Origin of the sequence: Chryseobacterium panacisoli (assembly GCF_008274625.1) — a bacterium.
Lineage (GTDB): Bacteria > Bacteroidota > Bacteroidia > Flavobacteriales > Weeksellaceae > Chryseobacterium > Chryseobacterium panacisoli.
The window spans coordinates 1,780,914-1,792,878 of the sequence record NZ_VTRU01000001.1 but is presented as its reverse complement, the minus strand read 5'-3'; the positions used below and the strand labels follow the sequence as shown (position 1 = coordinate 1,792,878).

14 protein-coding genes are annotated in these 11,965 nt (G+C 35.7%); 6 read left to right on the top strand and 8 right to left on the bottom strand.

From position 1 onward, the window contains the following. Window positions 1-10: 10 nt before the first annotated feature. A complete protein-coding gene (locus FW781_RS08075; RefSeq protein ID WP_047378893.1) occupies window positions 11-595 on the bottom strand; it encodes a DUF3109 family protein in 585 nt (194 codons plus the stop codon). A gap of 6 nt (window positions 596-601) precedes the next feature. Continuing rightward, a complete protein-coding gene (locus FW781_RS08070; protein WP_149386937.1) occupies window positions 602-1,507 on the bottom strand; it encodes a DUF6427 family protein in 906 nt (301 codons plus the stop codon). A gap of 42 nt (window positions 1,508-1,549) precedes the next feature. Here FW781_RS08070 and FW781_RS08065 point away from each other — a divergent pair, with 42 nt between their 5' ends. Beyond that, window positions 1,550-1,783, top strand: coding sequence for a DUF6341 family protein (locus FW781_RS08065; RefSeq protein ID WP_047386641.1), 234 nt, complete (start codon window positions 1,550-1,552; stop codon window positions 1,781-1,783). Window positions 1,784-1,866: 83 nt separating this feature from the next. Here the strand turns inward: FW781_RS08065 and FW781_RS08060 are convergent, their stop codons facing one another. The 6 genes from FW781_RS08060 to FW781_RS08035 all read right to left on the bottom strand — a co-directional run bounded on the left by FW781_RS08060 (window position 1,867) and on the right by FW781_RS08035 (window position 5,508). Further along, a complete protein-coding gene (locus FW781_RS08060; RefSeq protein WP_149386936.1) occupies window positions 1,867-2,304 on the bottom strand; it encodes a universal stress protein in 438 nt (145 codons plus the stop codon). Between the two features lie 59 nt (window positions 2,305-2,363). Beyond that, a complete protein-coding gene (locus FW781_RS08055) occupies window positions 2,364-2,969 on the bottom strand; it encodes a fumarylacetoacetate hydrolase family protein (RefSeq protein ID WP_149386935.1) in 606 nt (201 codons plus the stop codon). Between the two features lie 15 nt (window positions 2,970-2,984). Then, window positions 2,985-3,545, bottom strand: a complete 561-nt coding sequence (locus FW781_RS08050) for a hypothetical protein (RefSeq protein WP_149386934.1) — start codon at window positions 3,543-3,545, stop codon at window positions 2,985-2,987. 8 nt (window positions 3,546-3,553) lie between these two features. Next, window positions 3,554-3,952: a putative signal transducing protein gene (locus tag FW781_RS08045; protein ID WP_149386933.1), complete on the bottom strand. Its 399-nt coding sequence runs from the start codon at window positions 3,950-3,952 to the stop codon at window positions 3,554-3,556. Between the two features lie 2 nt (window positions 3,953-3,954). Continuing rightward, a complete protein-coding gene (locus FW781_RS08040) occupies window positions 3,955-4,719 on the bottom strand; it encodes a 3'-5' exonuclease (protein WP_047378883.1) in 765 nt (254 codons plus the stop codon). A gap of 75 nt (window positions 4,720-4,794) precedes the next feature. Continuing rightward, window positions 4,795-5,508, bottom strand: a complete 714-nt coding sequence (locus FW781_RS08035) for a CDP-alcohol phosphatidyltransferase family protein (RefSeq protein WP_149386932.1) — start codon at window positions 5,506-5,508, stop codon at window positions 4,795-4,797. An 89-nt stretch (window positions 5,509-5,597) separates the two neighbouring features. Here FW781_RS08035 and FW781_RS08030 point away from each other — a divergent pair, with 89 nt between their 5' ends. The 5 genes from FW781_RS08030 (at window position 5,598) to FW781_RS08010 (ending at window position 11,964) form a co-directional block, all read left to right on the top strand. Beyond that, window positions 5,598-7,526 (top strand): LTA synthase family protein, encoded by a 1,929-nt coding sequence (locus tag FW781_RS08030; RefSeq protein ID WP_149386931.1) that lies wholly within the window; start codon window positions 5,598-5,600, stop codon window positions 7,524-7,526. A 151-nt stretch (window positions 7,527-7,677) separates the two neighbouring features. Next, a complete protein-coding gene (locus tag FW781_RS08025; protein WP_149386930.1) occupies window positions 7,678-8,097 on the top strand; it encodes a DUF2147 domain-containing protein in 420 nt (139 codons plus the stop codon). 238 nt (window positions 8,098-8,335) lie between these two features. Next, on the top strand, window positions 8,336-9,316 hold the full coding sequence (locus tag FW781_RS08020) for a pyruvate dehydrogenase complex E1 component subunit beta (RefSeq protein WP_047378880.1): 981 nt from the start codon (window positions 8,336-8,338) through the stop codon (window positions 9,314-9,316). A gap of 114 nt (window positions 9,317-9,430) precedes the next feature. Next, on the top strand, window positions 9,431-11,425 hold the full coding sequence (locus FW781_RS08015; protein ID WP_149386929.1) for a KUP/HAK/KT family potassium transporter: 1,995 nt from the start codon (window positions 9,431-9,433) through the stop codon (window positions 11,423-11,425). 65 nt (window positions 11,426-11,490) lie between these two features. Then, window positions 11,491-11,964: a Fur family transcriptional regulator gene (locus tag FW781_RS08010; RefSeq protein ID WP_047386665.1), complete on the top strand. Its 474-nt coding sequence runs from the start codon at window positions 11,491-11,493 to the stop codon at window positions 11,962-11,964. Window position 11,965 lies beyond the last annotated feature (1 nt).

The window sequence follows — 11,965 nt, the reverse complement described above, 5'->3', positions numbered from 1 at the left end:
TCCTGATCGGTTAAGAACCATATTCCTTTTTCCATTCGTCAGCAGCCCCACTCAGAACATTGTAGAATTCTTCACCATATTTTCTGATTAATGGAGTCTTTAAAAACTTATAGACAGGAACCTGAAGTTCTTTTCCAAGTGTACATGCATCGCTGCATACATTCCATTCATGATAATTCAAAGCAGTGAATGCAGAATATTCTGTAACACGAATAGGGTACAGGTGGCAGGAAATTGGTTTCTGCCAGTCTACAGCACCATCTTCATAGGCTTTTTCAATACCACATTTGGTAATCCCTTTTTCGTCAAACGTTACATAAGCACATTCGCGGTTCTCCACCATAGGAGTAACATACATTCCGTCGTGCGGATCAGTAGTCCATGTTCCCTGTTCTTCAAGGGCTTTGATGCCTTCCTGAGTAAGGTAAGGTTTTATTTTATCAAAAATACTGTCCAATATCTCAAGCTCGTTTTTATCCAACGGAGCTCCTACATCTCCTTCCACACAACATGCACCTTTACATTTCGTAAGGTTGCAAACAAATTCTTCGGAAAAAATTTCCTCTGAAATCAATTTATCGTCTATCTGAATCATAATTTTTTAAAATAAATCAAAAACTGTACCTGCTTTAAAGGTCAGTAAGCTAATAATAATAAGCCATACACTGGCTTCACGCATCCAGTATTTAGGTAAAAATCTCATCATTCTGCTCAGAATAATACTTGAAGGAAATGCCAGAAGCAGCAGATATTCATAGCTCTTATTCATATACAGGATGATGGAAACAAGCTGTGCCATCGAAAAAACCAGCAGGAAAGTATATTTATACCTGCTTATCGGGCTTTTCTTATTATAGTTTTTAAAATGGTCATATACCGCATAAATAAGCATCAAAACCACAGGAATCAGTGGCAGAAGCTCCGTATAATCCGTTACAGGTTTCATCTTTCCAAACGGGAAATAATCTATATTCCAGGAAGTGAACTGAACAAAATACATCACAGAGAAATAACTGAAGGTAATCAGAACAATCCCCAGCAGGAATCTGAATAGGTTCAACGTGATTTTGGCAGAGGTAGCAATCACGTGAATGATCACAAAAACAGCCATCGGCCAGGTGGTAGGAAGGAAAATAAAGTTCAATGCCACAATAGCTCCTACCAATACATACGACTTCTTTCTGATATCTTCATCCGCACTTGTCAGGAGAAGGATAAGAAAAGAGTTCGTAAGCAGCGAAACAGCAATCCCTATATCCAGATTTCCGGGATACAGCCCGAAAATGAAAAAAGTATATAGAAATAATGGAAGATGAGTCTGATAATTAAGGGCAATACTGTGAAAACAAAAATATCCCAAAGCAATTCCCAGAAAAGTTATCCCGGCAACAATGGCTTCATATGTGTTGAAATTCAGTATGTTAAATATTACGACTACTAAAAGAAGAAAACCAATATAAACAGGAATTGAAAAAATATTGCTTTCTTTTGAAAGTAATTTAAACATTTTTTATAAATTTGTACAAAGTTAATTTAAAAAAGGAAAATAATGACGTCTTTCTTTCTATTCTTAAGTAAAGTTTTCAAATGGACTTTCGGTTTCTTTGATACTTTTGGTAATGTTTTAAACTGGATTTTATTTGCAGTTTGCTGTGTATTATTTACTTATTGGTGCTATGTACTTGTAGTAACATTAGGTGGAGACAAAGACAAAGACTATTATTCTCCAACGGAAGGTAAGAATCCTTACTACGATCCGAATATCTACAAAAAAGAAGGTTAATTAATTGGTTATATAGTAAAAAACCGATCAGACAATATGCTCTGATCGGTTTTTTTATTACTAACGATTAAAATTTCTTTTTCTTAGTCGTGAATTGGAAGTACCAGTACAGGAATACTTGAACTTTTCGTGATTCCTTTGGTTAAACTTCCCACGAATACATCATAAATTCCGCTTCTGCCGTGTGATCCCATCACAATATAATCTGCATTTTTTTCCTTTGCATGTTCCAGGATAATATCTTTGGCAAGTCCTTGTTTTAAAAGGTGCTCACAATCAATATCATGAGCGATGATTCTCTGCTCAATTTTATTAAGCTGCACCAGCTCTTCTCTGATTTCATTGGCTTCCACTTCCGGAAAATATTGAAATCCCATATCACCAATGGCAAAGCCGATATCTGATGGCGCTACATGGATAAGGTAAATTCTGCCGTTAAGCTGTTTTGCAAATTTTATGGCACCGTCTACCAATTGGTCTGTCTTGTCCCCAAAATCTACGGGTAATACAATATTTATCATAACCTCTAATTTTGTTACCTAAAGATAGGAAAAATTTACCAAACTTTGATGTTAAATACTTATAATATTCGGATATCAAGGATTTTTTCCTCTTCGAGATAGGCTTCCAGAATGTCATTTTCTTCTACTTTTCCAACTCCTTTTGGAGTTCCTGTGAAGATAAGGTCACCTACTCTTAATGTAAAATACTGAGAGGCGAAGGCAATAATATCATCAAAATTGAACATCATATCTTTTGTATTGCCATCCTGTACCTTTTCTTTGTTTTGTAATAATGAAAACTGAAGATGATCAAGAGTAAAGCTGTCTTTTTTAAAGAAACTGCTTACCACAGCAGAACCATCAAAACCTTTGGCAAGCTCCCAAGGAAGTCCTTTTGATTTTAGCTCACTCTGAAGGTCTCTGGCTGTGAAATCTATTCCCAGACCTATTTCTTCATAATGTTTGTTCGCTGTTTCTTTCTGAATATATTTTCCCCCTTTTGAAATTTTTAATACGACTTCAAGCTCGTAGTGAATATCATTTGAAAACTCAGGGATATAAAAATCGTTTCCTTTCAGAACTGCTGTATCCGGTTTCATAAAAATAACAGGATTCTCAGGAATTTCATTTCCTAATTCTTTTGCGTGTTCACTATAGTTTCTTCCTATGCAGATTATTTTCATAACATTATTGATTGATTAATTTACTATACCTTTAAAATATCCTTTTCCTTCTATTATATATTTTTCAGGGCCGTATCCTTCTTGAATTTTAAGTTCGGTATATCCGAAGATACTGTCTCCTTTTTGATAAGATTCCTTATTCAGAATAAGTTTAGTGTCCAAAACTTTATAATATTTTCCCGTATTCAAAAAATCAAAAGGCTTGATATTGTCTGTATATGAATACGGTGAAATTTTATATCTGTTCTGCAAAATATTAATTTCATAGCCACCGCCACTGTAGCCATCTCCGGCATAAAGCCTTACGGTCAATATTGGATCTTTATGGATAGAACACCAGTACATTTCCGGGCTTAGATCATTGGTTTCCGTTTTTACTTTGAAATCATTGGACTTAATATCTTCTGTGTCCCAAAGTGTTTGCTGTTTTTGTGTGTCAAATGCTTTGAAAAGATGCTTTTGGCTCAGACTGTTATCTATTTCTACACTTTTCCACACTAATAAGAACTTTCCTATTATGAAAACGAGGAAGCCAAGAACAATGATGAGTGAAATTTTTCCAATCTTTTTAATCATTTTAAGCTTTAATGAGTGAATTCATTCCCGCAATAATAGCATTTGAACTTATGACTTGTCAGAATAGAAATTCCAAAGAAGCTGGTTGCACTGTCGTCCCTGTAAATATGATTGGAGCCACATTTCGGGCAAACAAAATCAAATTCAGGATCTTCAATGGTATGCTCTACTTCCAGCGAATACTGTTCATTGTCCTTATAATCCTGTAATACCTGCTTGGCTTTTTCCAGATCTTCTTCAAACACCTGAAGCTGTATACCGCCTACCGCCTGCGACAGAAGCCAATCCGACTGAATGAGCTGCTCATTGGCAATAAAGCTGTTGATGCCGTTTTCAGACAGTATCTGTTTGTCCCTGTTAGCTTCAAGGGCAGTCTCATAAAATTTAAAACGAATCAGTTCAGACATCTTTAAAATCTGCTTGAAAGTTGAATTTTTGTAAAAACCTTCTTCGTATACAACGGAAAGTCAGCATTCTGAAGCCATCCGAAATATCCTAAATCTTTTTGAAATACGGCTTTCACTCCCTGGCCTTTGTATTTTCCAAAGTTGAAAACTTCTTCCATTTTTTCATTATATCCTATAAATCCGGCAAGATCTGCATTCTTATTATGGAATGTAAATTCGCTTAGCGGTGCTATTTCATTCGGAATATCATCATATTTTCCTACTTGTGCATCCAGAACTTCAAAGGTTGCCATTACATCAGCTTCTGCAGAATGGGCATTTTCCAGTGTTTTTCCACAGTAAAACTGGTAAGCAGCTCCTAAGTTTCTGGGTTCTTTCTTGTGGAAAATAGTCTGTGCATCTACCAATCTGAATTTACTCAGATCAAAATCCATTCCTACTCTTAAAAGTTCTTCAGCCAAAAGCGGAACATCAAATCTGTTGGAGTTAAATCCTCCCAGATCACTTCCGGTAATCATTTCCATAATTTTAGAAGCAATATCTCTGAAGGTAGGGGCGTCTTTTACGTCTTCATCATAAATTCCGTGAATCTCGCTGCTTTCTTTAGGAATAAGCATTTCCGGGTTGACGCGCCATGTTTTGCTTTCTCTGGAGGCATCAGGATTTACTTTTAAGATGCAGATTTCAACAATTCTGTCTTTTCCGATGTTGGTTCCTGTTGTTTCAAGGTCAAAAATACAAAGTGGTTTATGGAGTTTTAAATTCATGTTGATCATTAATAATTTGAAAATGTGTTTTACTTAAAATAAGGTGATAAAAACCTTATGTAAATTCTTTAATTTCTATTTTAACTGTCCCTGAAAAACAAGGGAGACTACTATATAATAAATAACGAGCATTGGGATTCCTACAACCTGGAATATCGCAAGAATGGTAATTCCTCCTACCAGTAATACTACTTTAGGATAGTTGTCTTTTAATTGTTTGGATTTGAATTTCATGGCCATCATTTTAATCGGGCTGATCAGAAGCCATGACGTAAGAAGAGTCAGTAAAATCAGCAATAGTTCATTATCGAACAAAAAGCTAAAAGTTCCGGTTTCTTTAAACGCATAGTAGAGACCAAACAGTAAAACAGTATTGGTAGGCGTATTCAATCCTTTGAAATAATAACGCTGCTCTTCATCAAGATTGAAGATAGCAAGTCTCAGGCATGAAAATACGGTAACAATCAATCCGAGATACTTGATTTCAAACGGAAAGTGGATGCCAAGAAGCTCAGCACCAAAAGGCTCAAGAGCTTTATACATCGTAAGTCCGGGAATTACTCCAAAGCTTACCATATCCGCAAGAGAATCCAGCTGAAGCCCCAGATTGGAATTTGATTTTAATGCTCTCGCTACAAAGCCGTCGAAAAAATCGAAAATCGAAGAGAGAATAAGGCAGATTGCAGTCGTCTGATAATCTCCTAAAATTAGATGTATTGCTCCTATACAGCCTGCAAATAAGTTAGCCAGGGTTAAGGCATTGGCCAGATTATTCTTTATAAAATTCATAACCACAAAATTACAGTTTTTAGAAATTCTAACTCAAAATAATCTGCACTAAAAAATGCATTAAAGTGATTTTGATGTAAATTTGCTCCATGAAATTTTTAAAAGGATTGAGAAAACAGGAAGTTCTGGCATTGGTTTACAGGATTTTTTTGGCCTATTTTTTTTATCAGATTGCCAGACTTTTATTCTGGTATTTTAATAAAGATCTGATTAAAGTTGACTCTGTTTCAGAATATATAAAGCTTGCCTTCCATGGTACAGCTTTCGATACCACAGCTATTTTATATGTCAATGCCTTGTTTATACTCCTTAGTCTATTGCCTTTGGTGATCAATACAAAAAAGGTTTTTCAGAAAATTCTCTTTTGGCTGTATTTTATCACCAACGGGATTGCTTATGCCATGAATTTCGGGGATTTTATTTACTATAAATTCTCACAGGCAAGACTTACCTCTGCCGTATTTCAGGTGGCTGAACATGAATCCAATGTTTCCCAAACGCTGATGATTTCCGTAGGAGAGCATCCTTTTGTGTTGATTTGGTTTGTTGTTTTAATGGGATTGTGGGTTTTCCTTTACAAAAGAATAAAAGTAGAAGATGTTAAGCCTGTGAAGCTGCTTCCTTATTTTATTACGTCCATTATTACTTTGTGCATCACTGCAGTTTTGGTTGTGGGAGGAATCAGAGGCGATTTTAAACATAGTACCAGACCTATTAATATGGTAGATGCTACCCGTTTTGTAACAAATCCATTGCAGGGAAATATGGTACTCAACAGTACATTCTCCTTTTTCAGGACTTTGAATACCAATAATTTTAAGGAAGTTCATTTTGTGGATCAAAAATATATTGAAGAAAATGTACAGCCTTATAAAGTATATGACAGAAAAGTTGAAAACCGTCCCAATATTGTTATTTTCATTGTAGAGTCTTTCGGGAGAGAATATTCCGGTGCTTTTAATAAAGATAAAAATATTAAGGATTACGTTTCTTACACTCCGTTTATAGATAGCCTTGCTGGCCAGAGTCTTATTTTTCCCAATACTTTCGCAAATGGAAGACAGTCAATTCATGGGATGAGCAGTGTTTTAGCCGGAATTCCGAGTCTTACGGATGCCTTTACCGGATCGCCTTATTCCAACCAGAAAATTCAGTCTATTGTGTCTGTTTGTAATGATCTGGGGTATGATACTTCTTTTTATCATGGAGCACCGAATGGTTCTATGGGATTCCTTGGATTTGGAAATATTTTAGGATTTAAACATTATTTCGGAAAAACAGAATACAATCATGATGAAGACTTCGATGGAATGTGGGCGATATGGGATGAACCTTTCCTTCAGTATTTTGCTAAAAATGTAGGAAAGAAACAACCTTTTATGACTACTGTATTTACGGCATCATCACATCATCCTTTTAAAATACCTGAAAAATATAACGGTAAATTCAAAAAAGGGAAAATTGAAATACATGAGCCGATGCAGTATACAGATTATGCGATCAAACAATATTTTGAAACGGCTAAAAAACAGCCCTGGTATAACAATACGATCTTTGTTTTTACCGGAGATCATACCAATCAGGTGTATTATCCGGAATACGAGAGAGCGATGAACCGTTATGCGGTCCCATTGATTTTCTATTCTCCGAATCCTGAATATCAGTTAAAAGGAGTCAGTCAGGAAATAGCACAACAGGCAGATATCTATCCTACATTGGCGGATCTTATAGGATACAACAAACCAATCAGAAGCTGGGGCAGAAGTTTGGTAAGCAATAAGAAATATCCTTTCATAGTCGTAAATTCGGATGGAAGTACAGATCAGTTCATGATTGGAAACTATATTTATCGCTTTGACGGAAAAGAAATCATCGGAGTCTATGCTCAATCCGATCTAAGCCTTGAAAAAAACCTTCTAAATGAGGTTAAAAACCCTGAAGTTGAAGCTGGAAAGAAAACCGCAAAAGCCTGGTATCAGGATTATATGGATAGAGTGATTAACAGAAAGCTCAATTAAGACAGAAAGGATAAGCTGTGAATGAGCTTTTTTATTTTTATACACCTCTTTATGCTTTGTATAACAAAAGTTTTTGTTCGTTGAAAATTAATTTATATTTTTATCAATACGTAGATAAGAATATTGTATAAAAATTAAAACTATAAGAAATATGAAAAAAATATTGTTAACGTTCGCGCTTTCTTTTTGCGGTGTGCTTACATTTGCACAGATAGAAGGTAAGTGGAAAACAATAGATGATGAAACAAAACAGGCAAAATCTATTGTTGAAGTGTACAAAAAATCAGACGGCAAATATTATGGGAAAGTTTCCCAATTGCTGATAAAACCTGCTGATCCAAACTGTACAGCTTGTAAGGATGACAGAAAAGGAAAACCCATTTTAGGATTAGAGATCATCAGAGGATTGAAAAAAGACGGTGATGAGTTCACCGGAGGAACAATTACTGATCCTAAAACAGGAAAAACTTATAAATGTACCATTACAAGAAGCGGTGATAAACTGAACGTAAGAGGTTACTTAGGATTATCTTTATTAGGAAGAACCCAGGTTTGGGAGAAAGCTAATTAATTTAAGTTTAAATAGAATTTTAGATGACATTTCAGAAATGAGATGTCATTTTTTGTATTCAAAAGAATGATTGGGAATTTCTTCGTGCTTTAGAAAAACTGCAATAACTGAGCAATCCCGAAGAAAAACCGTTTTCAATAAAATTAATATTATCACTTCATCATTCAAATGAGAAGCCTTTTTATGATGTGTATAATAAAAAAACACTATTTTTGTAGTCTAAATTTTTCGAATAAATATGGCAGAATATACTTTTCGTGAGGTAATTGCACAGGCAATGAGCGAGGAAATGCGTAAAGACGAATCCATCTTTTTAATGGGGGAGGAAGTTGCAGAATACAATGGTGCTTATAAAGCTTCAAAAGGAATGCTGGATGAGTTTGGTCCTAAAAGAGTAATCGATACCCCAATTGCAGAACTAGGTTTTACAGGAATAGCTGTGGGTGCTGCAATGAATGGTAACAGACCAATTGTAGAGTATATGACATTCAATTTCTCATTGGTAGGAATTGATCAGATTATCAATAATGCTGCAAAAATCCGTCAGATGAGTGGTGGGCAATGGAACTGTCCGATTGTTTTCCGTGGCCCTACGGCTTCTGCAGGACAGTTGGGAGCTACCCATTCTCAGGCTTTTGAAAACTGGTTTGCAAACATTCCTGGCCTTAAAGTAGTGGTTCCTTCAAATCCTTACGATGCGAAAGGGTTGTTGAAAACCGCAATTCAGGATAATGACCCGGTTATTTTCATGGAATCTGAGCAGATGTATGGAGATAAAATGGAAATTCCTGAAGAAGAATACTACTTACCATTAGGAAAAGCAGATATCAAGAGAGAAGGTACAGATGTTACTTTGGTTTCTTTTGGAAAGATCATGAAGCTGGCTTTACAGGCTGCTGAAGATATGGCTAAAGAAGGAATCTCTGTAGAGGTTATTGACCTGAGAACAGTTCGTCCTCTTGATTTTGATACCATTCTGGCATCAGTGAAGAAAACAAATAGATTGGTTATTTTAGAAGAAGCTTGGCCATTTGCTTCTATATCTTCTGAAATTACTTATATGGTACAGCAAAAAGCATTTGATTATTTAGATGCTCCTATCAAGAGAATTACTACTCCTGATGCACCTGCACCTTACTCTGCAGCATTGTTTGCAGAATGGTTCCCTAAGCTTGAAAAAGTAAAAGAGGAAATCAAAAAAGCGATGTACGTAAAATAGTTATAGAGAAAAACTTCCGAAAGGAAGTTTTTTCATTTATTATATTCATGAAGAAAAATTCTTGACGTCATAAAATTAGTATAAATTTGCGCCTTTAAAATAAATTAAGCTGATATGGCAGAAGTTACAGAAGATGGCTACCACTTCGACATAAAGAAACTTTCCTTTATTGGAGTTTTAGTGTCTCTAGGAATTGTTTTTGGAGATATTGGTACCTCTCCGCTTTACGTAATGAAAGCAATTGTGAATGCAAGGTCGGGAAGTAGTAATATGCCTTTCAATGAATACATAGAGGGAGCGCTCTCCTGTATTATTTGGACGCTTACCCTGCAGACCACAATAAAATATGTGATCATTGCTTTAAGAGCAGATAACAAAGGTGAAGGAGGTATTCTTGCTTTGTTTTCATTAGTAAGAAACCTTAAGAAAGGATGGCTGTATCTCATCGCCATTGTAGGAGCTGCCGCTCTTATTGCAGACGGGGTAATTACACCATCGCTTACCGTAATGTCAGCTATTGAAGGTCTTGAAATTTATAATCCTCACACCCCTGTTGTCCCTATCACCATTGGAATTCTGATTGTTATTTTTGTGGTACAGCAATTCGGGACCAGCTTTATCGGGAAGTTTTTTGGCCCTGTAATGGTTGTCTGGTTCCTGGTATTAGGCGGTTTGGGAGTAATGCACTTGAGCGAAAATTTTGAGATATTAAGATCCTTCAATCCTTACTATGCCTACAAACTTATTGTCAACTCACCAAGTGCAATCGTTATTTTAGGTGCTGTTTTCCTTTGTACAACAGGAGCAGAAGCACTTTATTCAGACTTAGGACACTGCGGTGCAAAAAATATCAGAGTAAGCTGGGGATTTGTAAAGGTTATGCTTATCCTAAACTATCTTGGACAAGGAGCATGGCTTTTAACTAATTACAACAAACCTGGATTTTCTGTAGTAAACCCGTTCTTTGGAATTATGGAAGAATGGATGATCATCCCGGGAGTAATTTTAGCAACAGCAGCAGCAATTATTGCCAGCCAGGCATTGATTACGGGTTCTTTTACCATATTCTCAGAAGCAATGTCTCTTAACTTATGGCCGAATCAAAAAATTGATTATCCTTCCGGAGTTAAAGGACAGATGTATATTCCAAGAATCAATTGGGGACTTCTTATTCTGTGTATTATTGTCGTTCTGCATTTCAGGGAATCCGGAAAAATGGAAGCCGCTTATGGACTTTCCATTACAGTGACGATGCTGATGACAACAATCCTGCTGGTATTCTGGCTATTGAAACAAAGAGTAAGCAAAATATTGATTTTATTTTTCGCATTTGTTTACATGGCTATTGAACTAGGTTTCTTCAGTGCGAATATTATCAAATTCATGGAAGGTGGTTGGATTACAGTCGTATTGGCTGGTTCTATTGGACTTTCTATGTATGCATGGTATAACGGACGATTGATTAAAACAAGATTTATCCAGTTTGTGAAAATAGAAAAATATGTGTCTATCCTTAAAGACATGAAACTGGATGAAACCATTCCGAAGTATGCTACCAACCTGGCTTATCTGAGCAGAGCAAAAAGAAATGATGAAGTAGAATCAAAAATTATCTATTCCATTATCAAAAAACAGCCGAAAAGAGCAGATCACTATTTTATCCTGAGTATTGTAAACCAGGAAGATCCCTATACTTTTAAATATACAGTGGACGAAATCCTTCCGGGAACAGTATATAAAATCAACTTCCTTTTAGGATTTAAAGTAGACCGAAGAATCAATGATTACTTCAATATGGTCCTTAAAGATTTAATGGCCGATGGAACCATTCCTTCAAGAAGCAGCCATCCTTCTTTAAGATCTCATGAGATACCGCCGGATCTTAAATATGTGATCATAGATAACACCTATATCAACGATATCCTTTTAACTGTTAAACAAAAGATTATTCTTAACATTTATAACTTTGTGAAGTATATCGGAAGTGATGACTTTAAGGCTTGGGGTGTGTCTTCTCACAACGTTGAAGTAGAATCTGCACCAATCACAGAATTAACAGTCTACGATAATAAGATAGAGCAGTCCGGATATTTCCGCCACAACTCTTAACCCATTAGTATTAACCATAATATCTATTTAAATAAAATTCAATAAATTTGTAGATAATTTTTTTAATGGATACAGTACAAAAAGAAAAAAATATAGCTTTGATCAAGGATGTTTTGAGAAACTACTTATTAGAAAAAGGGTTCAGAAACACACCTGAAAGATATACGATATTGGAAGAAATTTATAATATGGATCATCACTTCAACGTTGATGATCTGTATCTTCTGATGATGCAGAAAAAATATCATGTTTCCAAAGCAACAATTTACAACACTATTGAAATTTTCCTTGATGCAGGCTTGATCCGTAAGCATCAGTTCGGAGAAAAGACATTGACCTCTTCATCGTACGAAAAGTCTTATTTTGATAAACAACATGACCACCTGGTGATCTACAAAAAAGACTCTGATAAAGAGATTGAAGAAATTATTGAATTCTGCGACCCAAGAATTCAAGGAATCAAAGAAGCCATCGAAGAAGCGTTTGGCGTAAGAATTGATTCTCATTCGCTATATTTTTATGGCACTAAGAATGACTAAT

Coding starts and splice junctions, on each gene's coding strand:
- FW781_RS08075 (WP_047378893.1), bottom strand. CDS start 595: ATGATTCAGATAGACGATAAATTGATTTCAGAGGAAATTTTTTCCGAA.
- FW781_RS08070 (WP_149386937.1), bottom strand. CDS start 1,507: ATGTTTAAATTACTTTCAAAAGAAAGCAATATTTTTTCAATTCCTGTT.
- FW781_RS08065 (WP_047386641.1), top strand. CDS start 1,550: ATGACGTCTTTCTTTCTATTCTTAAGTAAAGTTTTCAAATGGACTTTC.
- FW781_RS08060 (WP_149386936.1), bottom strand. CDS start 2,304: ATGATAAATATTGTATTACCCGTAGATTTTGGGGACAAGACAGACCAA.
- FW781_RS08055 (WP_149386935.1), bottom strand. CDS start 2,969: ATGAAAATAATCTGCATAGGAAGAAACTATAGTGAACACGCAAAAGAA.
- FW781_RS08050 (WP_149386934.1), bottom strand. CDS start 3,545: ATGATTAAAAAGATTGGAAAAATTTCACTCATCATTGTTCTTGGCTTC.
- FW781_RS08045 (WP_149386933.1), bottom strand. CDS start 3,952: ATGTCTGAACTGATTCGTTTTAAATTTTATGAGACTGCCCTTGAAGCT.
- FW781_RS08040 (WP_047378883.1), bottom strand. CDS start 4,719: ATGAATTTAAAACTCCATAAACCACTTTGTATTTTTGACCTTGAAACA.
- FW781_RS08035 (WP_149386932.1), bottom strand. CDS start 5,508: ATGAATTTTATAAAGAATAATCTGGCCAATGCCTTAACCCTGGCTAAC.
- FW781_RS08030 (WP_149386931.1), top strand. CDS start 5,598: ATGAAATTTTTAAAAGGATTGAGAAAACAGGAAGTTCTGGCATTGGTT.
- FW781_RS08025 (WP_149386930.1), top strand. CDS start 7,678: ATGAAAAAAATATTGTTAACGTTCGCGCTTTCTTTTTGCGGTGTGCTT.
- FW781_RS08020 (WP_047378880.1), top strand. CDS start 8,336: ATGGCAGAATATACTTTTCGTGAGGTAATTGCACAGGCAATGAGCGAG.
- FW781_RS08015 (WP_149386929.1), top strand. CDS start 9,431: ATGGCAGAAGTTACAGAAGATGGCTACCACTTCGACATAAAGAAACTT.
- FW781_RS08010 (WP_047386665.1), top strand. CDS start 11,491: ATGGATACAGTACAAAAAGAAAAAAATATAGCTTTGATCAAGGATGTT.